The following is a 15,185-nucleotide window of genomic DNA, read 5'->3' on the forward strand; positions in this document are numbered from 1 at the left end:
GCGCTCATCAGCTGTTTGTTCTTCGCGCAAGCGCTCATCACCGCGGCAGCCTCCGCCACATCCACCTCGGCATCATCCGGAACACGCAAGCCAGCACCGCCAGCGACGCCGGGATCCACACCGTGGTCCGGCCCTTGCGCAGCGCCCTCACCGTCGCGTCGGCGACCTGCGCGGGCGTGCTCGACAACGGCGCGGGCGACATTCCCTCGGTCATCCTTCCGATCACGAATCCCGGCCGCACCAGCAGCAGCCGCACCCCGGTGCCGTGCAGCGCGTCGGAAAGCCCGTTGCAGAATCCGTCCAGCCCCGCCTTGGCCGAACCGTACACGTAGTTGGCGCGGCGCACCCGGTACCCGGCGATCGACGAGAACGCCACCAGCGTCCCCGAACCCGCTGTGCGCATCCGGTCGGCGAGCACCGTCAACAAGCTCACCTGCGCGACGTAGTCGGTGTGCGCGATGGACGCGGCGTGCGCGGCGTCCTTCTCGGCGCGGGACTGGTCGCCGAGGATCCCGAACGCCAGCACCGCGGTGCCGATCGGCCCGTGCTCGGCGATGATCGCGTCGACGACGGCCTCGTGTGCGGCCAGGTCGTCGGCGTCGAACTCGACCGCGTGCATCGCAGTCGCCCCCGCCTGCCGCACCGCGGCGATCTCCGCCTGCAGATCCGCGGACCTGCGGGCGGCCAGCACCACCGTCACTCCGGGGGCCAGCCGCTGCGCCAGCTCCCCACCGATCTCACTGCGGCCGCCGAACACGACGACCAGGCCGGTATCGCTCACAGCGCCGATTATCTCCTGCGCTAGCGTGGACCCCGATGCCGAAGCCGACGACACGACTGACCGACGATGCGCTCGAGTTCCTGACCGAACGCCATCTGGCGATGCTGACCACCCTGCGCGCGGACGGCTCGCCGCACGTCGTCGCCGTCGGGTTCACCTTCGACCCGGCCACCCACATCGCCCGGGTCATCACCACCGGCGGCTCCCAGAAGGCCGTCAACGCCGAGCAACGCGGCGTCGCGGTGCTCAGCCAGGTCGACGGCGCCCGCTGGCTGTCGTTGGAGGGTGCAGCCACCGTGAACTCCGACCCCGACGCGGTCCGCGACGCCGAACGGCGCTACGCGCAGCGCTACCGCACCCCGCGGCCGAACCCGAAGCGCGTCGTGATCGAGGTTCGGGTTCAGCGGGTGCTGGGCTCGTCCCGGCTGCTCGACCGCGGCGAGGCCTGACCGGGCTCAGGGCACCGGCACCACGACCAGGTCGTGCGGCCGGTTGTTGACCGACAGGGCACCGTCGGCGGTCACCACCACGATGTCCTCGATGCGCGCGCCCCACTGTCCCGGGAAGTAGATCCCCGGCTCCACCGAGAAGGCCATGCCCTCGGCCAACGGCAGCGTGTTCCCGGCGACGATGTAGGGCTCCTCGTGCACGGACAGCCCGATACCGTGTCCGGTGCGGTGCACGAACGCATCCGCCAGGCCCTCGGCGGCGAGCACATCGCGGGCGGCCGCGTCGATCTGCTCGGCGGTGACCCCGGGACGCACCGCGTCGACCGCGGCGCGCTGGGCCCGCTGGAGCACCGCGTACCGGCGTGCGACCTCAGGGTCGGGCTCGCCGAGGCTGTAGGTGCGTGTCGAATCGGAGTTGTAGCCTGGATCGTAGGGACCGCCGATGTCGACCACGACGATGTCACCGGCCTGCAACTCGCGGTCGGAGCACTCGTGGTGCGGGTCGGCGCCGTGCGGCCCCGATCCGACGATGATGAAGGCGACCTCTGAATGTCCTTCCGCGACAATCGCTTCGGCGATGTCGGCAGCCACGTCGGCCTCGGTGCGGCCGGGGACGAGAAACTCCGGGACCCGCGCGTGCACCCGGTCGATCGCGGCGCCCGCCTTGCGCAGCGCGTCGATCTCGGCGGGATCCTTGATCATCCGCAGCCGGCGCAGCACGTCGGTGGCCAGCACCGGCACCGTGCCCAGCACCTCGGCCAGCGGCAACAGGTGCAGCGCGGTCATCGAATCCGTCACCGCAACCTGCTGTGGCCCGTGCCCGCCGAGGGTCTCGGCCACCATCCGGTACGGGTCCTCACCGTCGACCCAATCACGAACCGCCACACCGAGTTCGGCCACGGCCGACTCCTTCAGCGCGGCGAGTTCCAGACGGGGCACCACGATCGTCGGGTCCCCCACGGCCGGCAGCACCAGCGCGGTGAGCCGCTCGAAGGTCTGCGCCCGCGATCCGGTCAGATAGCGCAGGTCGTAGCCGGGGGTGATGACCAGACCGGCCAGCCCGGCATCCGCGGCGGCGGACGCGGCGGCGCGCAGTCGGTTCGCGTACACGGCGGTCCCGAAACGAGCTTCCGTCATACCGTCCAGGCTAGTGCCGGGCCGGACTCCTCCGCGAGCAGACACAAACTCGCATGACACGCCGCGAGAGTGTGCGAGTTTGTGTCTGCTCGCGGGGAAAGGCGACCTGGCAGGATGGCGCGCATGGCCACCCAACCCTCACTGGTGCTCCTCGACGGCGCGAGCATGTGGTTCCGTTCGTTCTTCGGTGTCCCGTCCTCGATCACCGCGCCGGATGGGCGGCCCGTCAACGCGCTGCGCGGATTCCTCGACGCCGTCGCGACCGTGATCACCCGGGAACGCCCGCACCGGCTCGTGGTGTGCCGTGACGACGACTGGCGGCCGCAGTGGCGTGTCGATGCGATCCCGTCCTACAAGGCGCATCGGGTGTTGGAGGAGAACCCTTCCGGCGAACCGGATGTCGAGGAGGTTCCCGACGAGCTGACCCCGCAGGTCGACATGATCATGGAGATCCTCGACGCGTTCGGGATCGCCACCGCGGGTGCGCCGCAGTGCGAGGCCGACGACGTGCTCGGCACGCTCGCCGAGCGGGAACGCCGAGATCCGGTGGTGGTCGTCAGCGGCGACCGCGACCTGCTGCAACTGGTTCGCGACGAACCGGTCCCCGTCCGGGTGCTGTACCTGGGGCGCGGCCTGGCCAAGGCGGTCAAGTACGGCCCGCACGAGGTCGCCGAGACCTACGGCGTGCCGATCGACCGCGCCGGGCCTGCCTACGCCGAGCTGGCGCTGCTGCGCGGAGACCCGTCCGACGGGCTGCCCGGGGTCCCCGGCATCGGGGAGAAGACCGCGGCGACCCTGCTGGCCCAGCACGGCTCCCTGGACCGCATTCTCGTTGCGGCCCAAGACCCGTCGTCGAAACTGTCGAAGGCGCACCGCAACAAGCTGCTGGCCGCCGCCGACTACATCGGCAAGGCCGAGCCGGTGGTGCGGGTGGCCACCGACGCTGAAGTGGACTGGTCCACCGACGGCGACAAGCTGCCCCTGTCCGCCCGCGACCCGCGCAAAGTCGTCGAACTCGCGGAACGCTACGGCGTGTCGTCGTCGATCGGGCGTCTCCAGGCAGCGCTGGACGCGCTGCCCGGGTGACGCCGGGGCGCTACTTCGGGCGTCCCACCTCGTAGGTGCCGTTGTCGTCCTGGAAGGTCACCGTCACCTGGCGCTTCGTGCCGTCGATGCTGACCTCGCAGTTGAAGCTGTCGCCCTTCTTGACCGTCGGGCTCACCCCGTCGTTGCACTTGACGTCGTTGACGTTCTTGGCGCCGTAACCGTTGGTCTCGTCGGTGAGGATCTGACGGACACCGGTCTGGGCGGCGTCGATGTCGAGCTTGGTGGTCACGAAGAAGCCCGGCTTCCAGAAACCGAGCACCAGCACCGCTGCCAGCACGATGGCGACGAGCACACCGACGACACCGCCGATGACCGCCATCGAGCGCTTCGACCCGCCCTCCTGGCCCGGCGCCGGATACCCCGGCGCCCCCGGGTACTGGCCGTACTGACCGGGCTGTCCGGGCTGTCCGTACTGCCCCGGCTGTCCGTACTGGCCGGGCTGCCCGTACTGGCCGGGCTGCTGCGGGTAACCGCCGGGCTGGCTGTACTGACCGGGCTGCGGATACGCGGCCGGGTTGTATTCGGTCGGCTGCTGCTGGCCGTACTGATCCGGCGCCGGGTACTGCTGCGGCGAATAGGTCGGCGGCTGCGTCGGCTGCTGATACTGCGGATACTGCTGCGGCTGGTAGGCAGGCGGCTGCCAAGCCGGCTGCTCGGTGCTGGGCGGCTGCCAACCCTGATTCGCCGCGCCCTGATTCGCGTCGCCGGCCGGTTGGTCGCCCTGCTCAGGCTGCTGACCCGGCCACGGCTGCGTCGGGTCAGATCCCTGCGGTCCGCTCATTTCTCTCCTTGGTCATCCGCGCGCCTGGTGCGACGGGGGCCTGCTGCGACAACACACTACCCGGCATCAACAGCTACGACGCCGCGCCGAACGTCGTTGATAGCGCGTTTCGCGGTCGCCCGCAAAGCCGGTGTCGGCGCGGCGTTGCGCACCTGATCAGCGAGATCGAGCACCTGCCTGCACCAGCGCACGAAATCACCCGCCGACATCGACGCGCCGGTTCCCCCGGTGTCCCCGGCGGCCAGCGCCGAGGCCAGGTCCCCGGTCGCGGCCCACCGATGGATCGCGGCGACGAAACCGGTGTCGGGTTCGCGGCTGGGCGGGAGCCGGTGGCGGTGCTCGTCGGCGCGCAACTCACCCGACAGCGCGCGGGTGCGGTTCAGGGCGCGGCGCAGCCGTCCGGTCGGGATGTCCGAACCGTCCTGCGCACCCGGACCGTCGCGGCGGGACTCGTAGAGCACCGAGGACAGCGCGGCCGCCAGTTCGGCGGCGTCCAGGCCCTCCCACACCCCGGTGCGCAGACATTCGGCGACCAGCAGGTCGCTCTCGCTGTAGATGCGGGCCAGCAGCCGGCCGTCGTCGGTGACCGCGGGGCTGTCATCGGTGGTCGTGATGAATCCGCGCTCGGTCAGCAGCACCACGATCCGGTCGAAGGTCTGCGCCAGCGAGTTCGTCGCCGCCGAGATCTTCTGGCGCAGTTGCGCGTTGTCGCGCTCGACCCGCAGATAGCGCTCCGCCAGCCGGGCCCGCTCCTCCCGGTCGGGCAGCGAATGCGCCGAGTGGGCCTTGACCCGGTTCCGCAGCGCGATGAGCTCGGGGTCGATGTCGCCCTCGGGTGCCGGACCGCTGCGCCGCCGGGCCGACGGGACGTCGAGGTTGCCGGCCGCCGACCGCAGCGCGGAGGCCAGGTCACGCCGGGCCCGCGGGTTACGGAGCTCGACGTGCTTGGGCAGCGACATCCTGCCGAGCGGACCGGCCGCGCCTGCGTAGTCGGCCGACGAGATCCGGCCGGCCCACCGATGTTCGGAGAGCACCAGCGGCCGCGGATCGTCGTCGTCGCGCGCGGGTTCGAGCACCACGGCCAGCCCGCCGTGCTTGCCGTGCGAGATCGAGATGATGTCGCCACGGCGCAGCGCCGCCAGCGCGTCGTTGGTGGCCTGCCTGCGCTGCAACCGCGACGCCCGCGACTGTGCGCGTTCGCGTTCGGTGATCTTTCCGCGCAGACGAACGTAATCCAGGATCGGCGCGTCGCGGCCGCCCATCTCGGCGGCGAGTTCGGTGAGCATCCGTTCCCCGCGCTCGACCCCGCGCACCAGGCCGAGCACCGAACGGTCCGCCTGGTACTGCGCGAACGACCGCTCCAGCAGCCGGTGCGCCTGCTCGGGACCCATCTGGTGGACCAGGTTGATCGTCATGTTGTAGGTCGGGGTGAACGAACTGCGCAGCGGGAACGTCCGGGTCGACGCGAGCCCGGCGACCTCGGCGGGGTCGACGTCAGGGTTCCACAGCACCACGGCGTGGCCCTCGACGTCGATGCCGCGCCGCCCGGCCCTGCCGGTCAGCTGGGTGTACTCCCCCGGCGTCAACGGCATGTGCTGCTCGCCGTTGTACTTCACCAGCCGCTCCAGCACCACCGTGCGGGCCGGCATGTTGATGCCCAGCGCCAACGTCTCCGTGGCGAACACGGCTTTCACCAGACCGGCGGTGAACAGCTCTTCGACGGTGTGGCGGAACGTCGGGAGCATGCCCGCGTGGTGGGCGGCCAGGCCGCGCAGCAGCCCTTCGCGCCACTCGTGGAAGTCGAGCACGATCAGGTCGGTGTCGTTGAGGTCGGCGGTGCGGCGGTCGACGATCTCGGCGATGCGGGCCCGCTCCTCGTGCGTGGTCAACCGCAGCGACGACCGCAGGCACTGCTTGACCGCGGCGTCGCAGCCCGCGCGGGAGAAGATGAAGGTGATCGCGGGCAGCAGCCGCGCCTGCTCGAGCACGGTGATCACCTCGGGCCGCCCGGGCGTGCGGTACACCCCCTGCGGGCGGCCCTGTCTGCCGCGGCCGCGGGGCTGCCAGTCCAGCAGCCGGTCGGCCTCGCGGCGGTGCGCGATGTGGCGCAGCAGCTCCGGGTCGACGAGCAGGTTGCGTCCGGCCGGACCGGACGCGCGGTAGTCGAACAGGTCGAGCAGTCGCTTGCCGACCAGGACGTGCTGCCACAACGGCACCGGCCGGTGCTCGTCGACCACCACCGTGGTGTCGCCGCGCACCGCCTTGATCCAGCCGCCGAACTCCTCGGCGTTGCTGACCGTCGCCGACAGGCTCACCAGCCGCACCTCCTCGGGCAGGTGCAGGATCACCTCCTCCCACACCGCACCGCGCATCCGGTCGGCGAGGAAGTGCACCTCGTCCATCACGACGTAGGAAAGGCCGTGCAGGGCCGGCGAATCCGCGTAGAGCATGTTGCGGAGCACCTCGGTGGTCATCACCACGACATCGGCGTCACCGTTGATCGACTGGTCACCGGTCAGCAGGCCGATGCGTTCGGGCCCGTACCGGGCCACCAGGTCGTTGTGTTTCTGATTGCTCAGCGCCTTGATCGGGGTGGTGTAGAAGCATTTGCGCCCGGCGGCCAGGGCCAGATGCACCGCGAACTCGCCGACGATCGTCTTACCCGCACCGGTGGGTGCGCAGACCAGCACGCCGTGCCCCTGGGCCAGCGCCTCACAGGCGCGCACCTGGAAGTCGTCCAGCGAGAACGGCAACAGCGCGGTGAACGCCGCGAGACTGTCCGCGGACGAACCGTCGGACACCTCAGGTCGCGTCGTCATCAATCACAAGTCGCGACGGGGCGGGCACCGCGGTCGGCGCCTCGACGGGTTCGGCGGTGCCGATCGGGGCGGCCTCGTCGTCGGGGACGTCGTCGAGAGCGGCGCGGCGGGCCTTGCGCTTGTCGCTGATCCGCGCGATCTGGATCGCGACCTCCATCAGCGCCGTCATCGCCAGCGCCAGCGCGAGCATCGAGAACGGATCCGAGCCGGGGGTGACGAACGCGCAGAACACGAACAGACCCATGATCAGGCCGCGCCGCCACGCGCGCAGCCGCTCGTAGGTCAGCACGCCGACCAGGTTCAGCATGATGATCAGCAGCGGGAACTCGAAGCTGATCCCGAACACCAGCAGCAGGTTGATCAGGAATCCGAAGTACTGGTCGCCGGACAGGGCCGTGATCTGCACGTCGCTGCCGACGGTGAGCAGGAACCCCAACGCCTTGGCCAGCACGATGTAGGCCAGCAGGGCGCCCGCGACGAACAGACCCGCACCGACCGTGACGAACGCGACCGCGAACCGGCGCTCCTTGGCGTACAGCCCGGGGGTGATGAAGGCCCACATCTGATAGAGCCACACCGGGCAGGCCAGCACGATGCCCGCGGTCATGCCCACCTTGAGTCGCAGCATGAACTGGTCGAACGGCGCGGTGGCCAGCAGCCGGCATTCGCCGTCGGGTGCGATGGTCGCGCGCGCCGAGTCGGGCAGCGAACAGTACGGACCCCGCAGCCAGTCACCGAGGCTGGGCAGGCCGAGCACGCCGTGGCTGTACCACAGGAATCCGAGGATGGTGGTCAGCAGCACCGCGGCCACCGAGATCAGCAGCCGGCTGCGCAGTTCGGTCAGATGGTCGACCAGCGACATCGTGCCGTCGGGGTTGACCCGGGACCGCCGCTGCCGGGGGTCGAGCTTCTTGAAGAGTCCGGGTATCTGCACAGGGGGCCTAATTGCTGCTCACAGCCGCGAAATCACGAACGCGGCCGTAGCCGCGTCCTGCGAATTGTCCGGTCAGGCCGGGCGTTTGTCCGAACTGGGGTTCGTCGACGGCTCCACGACCCGCTCGGACGTGATCTGCGTCGGCTGCGCGGACTGCTCCGGCCCGGTCGAATGGGATGTCGGGTTCGAATCCGACTGCATCTCCTTGATCTCGGACTTGAAGATGCGCATCGACTTGCCCAGCGAGCGTGCCGCGTCCGGGAGCTTCTTGGCGCCGAACAGCAGGACGAACACGGCAATCACGATCACCCAGTGCCAGGGTTGTAGACCACCCAATTTGGTTACCTCCAGACGTCTGGCGCTCAGCTTACTCGCCGGCGGAGTCGATGCCGACCCGATACGCCGCGAGCGCGGCCGACGCGGACTGCCGGACCTGCTCGGCGAGCCCGGCCGGGGCAAGTACCCGCACCGCGGCGCCGAAGCCCAGCACGAACCGCGTCATCCACTGGTCGGAGGCGTACGTCATCGACGCTTCGCAGGACCCGTCGGGGAACTCCTTGCGCACCCGCAGCGGGTAGTAGTCGAACATCCACGACGCCGAACGGTCGATCAGCAGGGTCGCGGTCGGCAGCGACGGATCGGCGGTGTCCGGGTCGAACAGCGAGGTGTCCGGGCCGGACCGCACCGCCGGGGGTGGCGGCACCGCCGGTTCGTCGAGCACGCGCGCGTCGACGATGCGGTCGAACCGGAACAGTCGCACCGACTCGGCGGTCCGGCACCAGGCCTCCAGATAGCTGTGGTCGGCGACGAGCACCACCCGGATCGGGTCGACCACCCGGCTGGACAGCATGTCGCGCGACGCCGAGTAGTACTCGATGGCCAGCGCCCGGTCGTCGCGCACCGCGGTGCGCACCGCCGCGGCGGCCTCGCTCTCGACCGGTGCCGGCTCGTCGACGGCCGCACCCTCGACGTGGCCGACGGCCCCTGCCGCGGATTCGATCTTCGCGATCGCACTGCGGGCGGCCTCCGGGTCGACCATCCCCGGCACGTCGACCAGCGCGCGCAGCGCCACCAGCACACCGGTGGCCTCGGGCGAGGTCAGCCGCAACGGGTGGTCGATGCCGGCCGAGAAGGTGACCTCGATGGTGTCGCCGGAGAACTCGAAGTCGATTAGGTCACCGGGTCCGTAGCCGGGCAGCCCGCACATCCACAGCTGGTTGAGATCGTCGCGCAGCTGTTTGACGCTGACCCCGAGGTCGGAGGCGGCCTCGGTGTAGGTGATCTTCGGGTTGGCCTGGAAGTACGGCACCATGTTGAGCAGCCGCACCAGCCGGGCGCTGATGGCGGTCACCGGGTCTCGGCCCCCTTGCCTGCCTCGATGCCCGCGTCGACAGTCGCCAGATGCGCCTCCAGCCGCGCGATGACTTCGTCGCGCAGCGATTCCGGTTCCAGCGCCAGCGCGTCGGCGCCGTAGCTGGCGACCTCCCTGGCGAGCCGGTCGAACATGCCGATGTCGATGGTGATCTCCTCCCCCGCGCGTCCCCCGATCGTCCTGGACCGGACCACGGTGCCGCGGCGGCGCAGCGCGGTGGCGCGCCCGTCGGCCACCCACACCGTGGCCTGCCCGGCCGTCGGCCACTCGCCGACCACCTTGGCGACGATGCCGCGCAGGTCGACGTCCTCGGGTCTGCGCACCGCGCCCTCGGGCCCGGTCGGCCGCACCTCGGGGCCGATGCGGGACAGCCGGAAGGTCCGGATCGCATCGCGGTCGCGGTCGTGGCCGACGACATACCAGCGGCCCCGGTCGGTGACCACACCCCACGGCTCCAGCGTCCGCGTCGTGTACGGCTCGCTGCGCGACGGACGGTACGGGAAGGTGACCGCACGTCCGGAGTCGATGGCGGACAACAGGATTCCGAGCACCTCCTCGGAGCCGCGCAGCCCGGGCAGCGCGCCGGTGGAGGTGATGGCCACGTCACCCTCGGGCGCCTCGACGTCGACACCCGCGGCGCGCAGTTTCAGCAGCGCCCCCTGGGTGGCGGTGATCAGCTCCGGGGATTCCCACAGCTGGGTGGCCACGGCGACCGCGGCGGCCTCGTCCGGGGTCAGTTCCACCGCGGGCAGCGCGTACGCGTCGCGGTTGATCCGGTAGCCCTCGGTCGGGTCCGACGGGGACACCCGGCCGGTCTCCAGCGGGATGCCCAGGTCGCGCAGTTCGTTCTTGTCGCGCTCGAACATCCGCGAGAACGCTTCGTCGCTGGCCTCACCCGAATAGCCGTACACGGTTTCGCGGATGCGGTCGGCGGTGATGAAGGACCGCGTCGACAGCAACGCGATGACCAGGTTCATCAAGCGTTCGACTTTCGAGATCGCCACGGCTACGAGCTTAGGGTGCGCGGCACATCCCGTTCGACAGGCGATGTGCGAGTCCGGGCACAATCGATGCGATGGGCACCCGATGGCAGCAGTCCGACCGGCCGCGCGGCCGCGATTACGACGCCCGCTGGCAGCAGCTGGCGGCGTCCGGGGCGAACGTGCACGGCGAGGCGGACCTGATCGAGGAGCTGCTGCGCCGCACCGGCGGCGCCCGCGTCCTGGACGCCGGCTGCGGAACCGGAAGGGTCGCAATCGAACTCGCCGCACGCGGCTACTCGGTGGTCGGGGTCGACGCCGACCCGGGGATGCTGGAGGCCGCACGGGCCAAGGCGCCGGCGCTGCGGTGGGTGGAGGCGGACCTGGTGGACGCCGACAGACATCTGCACGAGACGTTCGACGTGGTCGCGCTGCCGGGCAACGTGATGATCTTCCTGGCCCGCGGCACGGAGGAGGCCGTGGTCGCGGCGCTGGCGCGCCTGCTCGCGCCCGGTGGCTTGGTGGTCGCGGGCTTCCAGCTGGCGCCGGGACGGCTGACGTTGCAGCGCTACGACGAGATCGCCGCCGCGGCGGGCCTGACGCTCACCGACCGCTGGTCGACGTGGGACCGAGCCCCGTACGACGGCGGTGACTACGCGGTGAGCGTGCACCGGCTCACATAGACGCCCGGCTCACATAGACGCCCACTCACATAGAAGCTATGAGCCGCTTCACCCGCTCGTCGACCGAGCGGAACGGGTCCTTGCACAGCACGGTGCGCTGAGCCTGGTCGTTGAGCTTGAGGTGCACCCAGTCGACGGTGAAGTCACGGCCGGCCTCCTGGGCGGCGCTGATGAACTCGCCGCGCAGCTTGGCCCGGGTGGTCTGAGGCGGGGTGTTGACCGCGGCCTCGATCTCCTCGTCGGTGGTGATGCGGGCGGCCAGCCCCTTGCGCTGCAACAGGTCGAACACGCCGCGGCCCCGCTTGATGTCGTGGTAGGCCAGGTCGAGCTGGCTGATCTTCGGGTCGGACAGCTCCATGTTGTAGCGGTCCTGATAGCGCTGGAACAGCTTGCGCTTGATCACCCAGTCGATCTCGGTGTCGACCTTCGCGAAGTCCTGGCTCTCCACCGCGTCGAGCTGGCGCCCCCACAGGTCGACGACCTGCTCGATCTGGGTGTTGGGCTCGCGGCTCTGCAGGTACTCCACCGCACGGGCGTAGTACTCGCGCTGGATGTCGAGCGCGCTGGCCTGCCGCCCGCCCGCCAGCCGCACCGGGCGCCGCCCGGTCAGGTCGTGGCTGACCTCGCGGATCGCGCGGATCGGGTTGTCCAGCGAGAAGTCGCGGAACGCGACACCGGCTTCGATCATCTCCAGCACCAGCGACGCCGACCCGACCTTGAGCATCGTGGTGGATTCGCTCATGTTCGAGTCGCCGACGATCACGTGCAGCCGGCGGTACTTCTCGGCGTCGGCGTGCGGCTCGTCGCGGGTGTTGATGATCGGGCGCGAGCGGGTCGTCGCCGAGGAGACGCCCTCCCAGATGTGCTCGGCGCGCTGCGACAGGCAGTAGGTCGCCGCCTTGGGCGTCTGCAGCACCTTGCCGGCGCCGCAGATCAGCTGGCGGGTGACCAGGAACGGCAGCAGCACATCGGAGATCCGGGAGAACTCGCCGGCCCGCACGATCAGGTAGTTCTCGTGGCAGCCGTACGAATTGCCCGCCGAGTCGGTGTTGTTCTTGAACAGGTAGATGTCGCCGCCGATGCCCTCGTCGGCGAGGCGCTGTTCGGCGTCGATGAGCAGGTCTTCGAGGACGCGCTCACCGGCGCGGTCGTGGGTGACCAGTTGGGTGAGGCTGTCGCATTCGGCCGTCGCGTACTCCGGGTGGCTGCCCACGTCCAGATACAGGCGCGCACCGTTGCGGAGGAACACGTTGCTGCTACGTCCCCACGACACCACCCGGCGGAAAAGGTAGCGGGCGACCTCGTCGGGACTCAGTCGTCGGTGGCCGTGGAACGTGCAGGTCACCCCGAATTCGGTCTCGATGCCCATGATTCGTCGCTGCACCTCATCGAGACTACTTGTTGTCTGGCTCACAGGTCGGCCGGACACTCGCATCACGAGGGCGCCCCTGTGGATAACCGGGGTCGAGCCCCTGCGGCCGGTGTCAGCATGAGCCATGGGGGAAATCGCACATGTCGACCCGGACCGGCTGATCGCCGCGGCCGACCGGTTCGGCCGCGTTGCCGACGACGTCGCGCGCGAACGCCGGCCCGCCCTCGACCCGGCGGCGCTGGCCGGCGCCGCGGTGGCCGCCGTCGACGTCGACGGCCTGCTCGCGGACGGGGTCACGGCGGTGATCGCGGGCTTGAACGACTGGGCTGGCGCCGCCAGTGCGACAGCCGAGTCGTTCCGGCAGACCGATACCGCCAACGGAGCCCGGTTCGGTCCGCGATGAGCCCGACGGTCTCGCTGGCGCGGCAATGGAATCCGGAGGCGCTACTGGCCCTGGCCCGGGAGTGCGACGACGCGGCGCGCACGCTGTGCGCCCATCTCGACGACGCGGTCGGCGAGGCCGATCGCAGCCGGGAGCACTGGATCGGCGACGCTGCCGACGCGGCCCGCGCTCGTGCCCGGGAGCTGGAGGAGCAGGCGGACACGGTGGCGGCGCGGATGGTGACGGCGTCGGCGGCCGCCCGCGACGGCGCCGCGCAGATCGGGTCGGCGCGCGACACCGTGCTGGATCTCGCGGATACCGCGACGCTGGAGGGCTTCGCGGTGTCCGAGGACGGATCGGTGGCCGTCGGCGCCGGCCCGACTCCGCTGCTGGTGCTGCTCTCCGGCGGTTCGGACGCGGTCGCCGCCGACCTGCTGCGGGTGCGGGCCGGTGAGCTGACGGCCCGGCTGACCGGGGCGCTGCACCGGCTCGACGCCGCCGATGCCGACGCGGCCGCCGACCTCGCGGCGGCGCTGCGCGGCCCCGAACCCGCGCCACCGGCGGCGACGGTGCCCGCGGGCGCCTGGCCGGTCGGCGCCGGCGACGTGGTGGCCGGCTGGCCGGCGATGGGCCAGGACCGGATCGCCGCCCAGATCGACGCGATGACCGACGCGCAGCGCCGCGAGTTGATCGCGCGGTTCCCGCAGCAGGTGGGTAACACCGACGGGGTGCCATGGCCGATGCGGGTCGCGGCCAACCGGACCAACATCGCCGCGGCGATCCTCGCCGAGTCCGGTGCCGACGAGCCGTCCACCCGCCGGATCGAGTTCTATCGCGGTCTGCTCGGCGAGGTCGACGACCCGGCAGGCGGCGCGCGGATCTCCCGCCAGATCCTGGCTTTCGATCCCGCCCGCGCGTCCCTGGTGGAACTGCACGGCGATCTGGGCGCCGCGCGCAACGTCGCGGTGCTGGTGCCGGGCGTGAACACCGCGATCGAGCGCTCGGCGGCGAACACCGCGACCGCGCGAAGGTTCGTCGCCGGGTCCGGCGGGCAGGTCGCGGTGATCACCTATCTGGGTGGCCCGTTCCCGCAGGTGCCCGACGTCGCCTCGGTGCTGGACGCAGCTGATCCGCGCTATGCGGTGGAGATGGCGCCGCGCCTGGTCGCGTTCAGCGAGGACGTCGCCCGGCAGGCACCCGACGGCGCGCTGGTGACGGTGATCGGGCACTCCTATGGCGGGTCGATCGTCGGTACCGCCGAGACCCTGGGCCTGACCTCGGACCGCACCCTGTTCCTGGCCGCGGCGGGCGCCGGGGTCGGGGTGGACGACTCCGGGGACTGGCACAACCGCAACCCGTTCGTCGAACGCTATTCGATGACCGCGCCCGGTGACTTCATCGAGCTGGTGCAGGGCATCCCCGGCGGGCCGCACGGGGCCGACCCCGACGAGATGGCCGGCGTGATCCCGCTGCGCGCAGGCAATTACGACGACGGCACACCGGTGGCCGGCTGGGATGCGCACTCCGGCATGCTGAACCGGCCGTCGGATTCGTGGCGGACGATCCTGTCCGTCATCACCGGGGGTTCAGTGGCGGCCGCGCCAGCCTAGCCGCGTGCTGATCTGGTCGGCGGCCTCGACGATCTGGCCGGCGACCTCATCGAAGCGATCGACCGACAACCGGTAGGACGGGCCGGAAACACTGAGCGCCGCAACCACTTGCGAGTGCAGGTCGTGGACCGGCGCGGCGACCGCGTTGAGCCCGACTTCGAGTTCCTCACTGACACTGGCCCATCCACGCTCACGAACGGCGGCCAGCTGGGTCTGCAGGCCGGCCATGTCGGTGACCGTCGCCTCGGTGAACGACGGCAGCGGAGTCGTCAGCCGCGCCCGCACGTCGTTGGGGTCCAGCCCCGCAAGCAGCACCTTGCCGCTGGAGGTCGCATGTGCCGGGCAGCTCTGCCCCACCCAGGTGCGCAGCGTGATCTCCGCGGGCCCGATGGCCTCGACGATGTTGACGATTCGATCCTGGTCCAGCACAGCAAGATTGGCGGTCTCCCCGACCGAGACGCTGAGCATGTCGCATGCGGCCTGGCCGAGTTTGACCAGATCGTTCTGCCCGCCGGCGACGTGCGCCAGCCGCGGGATCGCGAACCCGAGCCGGTACTTGCCGCGCTCGGAGACCTGCTCGACGTAGCCGCGGGATTCCAGCACCGCGACCAGCCGCGACACGGTCGACTTGTGCACCCCGAGTTCGGCGGCGATCTCGGTGACACCGGCCTGACCGAGTTGCGCGACGATCTCGAGCACCAGCAGTGCGCGATCGACCGACTGAACCGCGGCGGGCTGGTCCGGGGAGGACGTGTCCAGGTGCGCAGGCATTACCGGG

The 15,185-nt window shown here is 70.7% G+C and carries 15 protein-coding genes; 5 read left to right on the plus strand and 10 right to left on the minus strand.

Annotated features, from left to right (window positions below):
* Positions 1-37: 37 nt before the first annotated feature.
* Positions 38-781, minus strand: a complete 744-nt coding sequence (gene dprE2 / locus BST38_RS16600) for a decaprenylphospho-beta-D-erythro-pentofuranosid-2-ulose 2-reductase (protein WP_083144448.1) — start codon at positions 779-781, stop codon at positions 38-40.
* Between the two features lie 35 nt (positions 782-816).
* Between dprE2 and BST38_RS16605 the strand changes: the two genes are divergently transcribed.
* Positions 817-1,230 (plus strand): F420-dependent biliverdin reductase, encoded by a 414-nt coding sequence (locus tag BST38_RS16605; protein WP_083144449.1) that lies wholly within the window; start codon positions 817-819, stop codon positions 1,228-1,230.
* Between the two features lie 6 nt (positions 1,231-1,236).
* On the opposite strand, the gene BST38_RS16610 is transcribed toward BST38_RS16605, so the two are convergent.
* Entirely contained in the window at positions 1,237-2,367 is a 1,131-nt protein-coding gene (locus BST38_RS16610) for a M24 family metallopeptidase (RefSeq protein WP_083144450.1), read from the minus strand.
* A 114-nt stretch (positions 2,368-2,481) separates the two neighbouring features.
* Between BST38_RS16610 and BST38_RS16615 the strand changes: the two genes are divergently transcribed.
* Entirely contained in the window at positions 2,482-3,453 is a 972-nt protein-coding gene (locus BST38_RS16615; RefSeq protein WP_083144451.1) for a 5'-3' exonuclease, read from the plus strand.
* 10 nt (positions 3,454-3,463) lie between these two features.
* Here BST38_RS16615 and BST38_RS16620 read toward each other — a convergent pair whose 3' ends face one another.
* The 6 genes from BST38_RS16620 to BST38_RS16645 form a co-directional block, all read right to left on the minus strand.
* Positions 3,464-4,255: a DUF4333 domain-containing protein gene (locus BST38_RS16620; RefSeq protein WP_083144452.1), complete on the minus strand. Its 792-nt coding sequence runs from the start codon at positions 4,253-4,255 to the stop codon at positions 3,464-3,466.
* Positions 4,256-4,311: 56 nt separating this feature from the next.
* Positions 4,312-7,074, minus strand: a complete 2,763-nt coding sequence (locus BST38_RS16625; protein ID WP_083144453.1) for a DEAD/DEAH box helicase — start codon at positions 7,072-7,074, stop codon at positions 4,312-4,314.
* Positions 7,058-8,008: a twin-arginine translocase subunit TatC gene (gene tatC, locus BST38_RS16630; RefSeq protein ID WP_083144454.1), complete on the minus strand. Its 951-nt coding sequence runs from the start codon at positions 8,006-8,008 to the stop codon at positions 7,058-7,060. Before tatC ends, BST38_RS16625 begins: the two co-directional genes overlap by 17 nt.
* Before the next feature lie 72 nt (positions 8,009-8,080).
* Positions 8,081-8,344, minus strand: a complete 264-nt coding sequence (gene tatA, locus BST38_RS16635; protein ID WP_083144455.1) for a Sec-independent protein translocase subunit TatA — start codon at positions 8,342-8,344, stop codon at positions 8,081-8,083.
* Between the two features lie 31 nt (positions 8,345-8,375).
* Positions 8,376-9,359 carry a helix-turn-helix transcriptional regulator gene (locus BST38_RS16640; RefSeq protein ID WP_083144456.1) on the minus strand — a complete coding sequence of 328 codons (984 nt, stop codon included), beginning with the start codon at positions 9,357-9,359 and terminating at the stop codon, positions 8,376-8,378.
* Entirely contained in the window at positions 9,356-10,384 is a 1,029-nt protein-coding gene (locus tag BST38_RS16645; RefSeq protein ID WP_083144457.1) for a helix-turn-helix transcriptional regulator, read from the minus strand. Before BST38_RS16645 ends, BST38_RS16640 begins: the two co-directional genes overlap by 4 nt.
* Before the next feature lie 71 nt (positions 10,385-10,455).
* On the opposite strand from BST38_RS16645, the gene BST38_RS16650 reads away from it, so the two are divergent.
* Positions 10,456-11,043, plus strand: a complete 588-nt coding sequence (locus BST38_RS16650; protein WP_083144458.1) for a class I SAM-dependent DNA methyltransferase — start codon at positions 10,456-10,458, stop codon at positions 11,041-11,043.
* Positions 11,044-11,068: 25 nt separating this feature from the next.
* Here the strand turns inward: BST38_RS16650 and pafA are convergent, their stop codons facing one another.
* A complete protein-coding gene (pafA, locus tag BST38_RS16655) occupies positions 11,069-12,427 on the minus strand; it encodes a Pup--protein ligase (RefSeq protein ID WP_104864914.1) in 1,359 nt (452 codons plus the stop codon).
* Positions 12,428-12,539: 112 nt separating this feature from the next.
* Between pafA and BST38_RS16660 the strand changes: the two genes are divergently transcribed.
* Positions 12,540-12,818 carry a DUF7162 family protein gene (locus BST38_RS16660; RefSeq protein ID WP_083144460.1) on the plus strand — a complete coding sequence of 93 codons (279 nt, stop codon included), beginning with the start codon at positions 12,540-12,542 and terminating at the stop codon, positions 12,816-12,818.
* Positions 12,815-14,407: an alpha/beta hydrolase gene (locus BST38_RS16665; RefSeq protein ID WP_083144461.1), complete on the plus strand. Its 1,593-nt coding sequence runs from the start codon at positions 12,815-12,817 to the stop codon at positions 14,405-14,407. The genes BST38_RS16660 and BST38_RS16665 overlap by 4 nt, the downstream gene beginning before the upstream one ends.
* Here BST38_RS16665 and BST38_RS16670 read toward each other — a convergent pair.
* Positions 14,384-15,178: an IclR family transcriptional regulator gene (locus tag BST38_RS16670; RefSeq protein ID WP_083144462.1), complete on the minus strand. Its 795-nt coding sequence runs from the start codon at positions 15,176-15,178 to the stop codon at positions 14,384-14,386. The two genes, BST38_RS16665 and BST38_RS16670, sit on opposite strands and share 24 nt — an antisense overlap.
* Positions 15,179-15,185 lie beyond the last annotated feature (7 nt).

It is taken from the genome of Mycolicibacterium parafortuitum, assembly GCF_002086815.1.
GTDB classification, from domain to species: domain Bacteria; phylum Actinomycetota; class Actinomycetes; order Mycobacteriales; family Mycobacteriaceae; genus Mycobacterium; species Mycobacterium parafortuitum.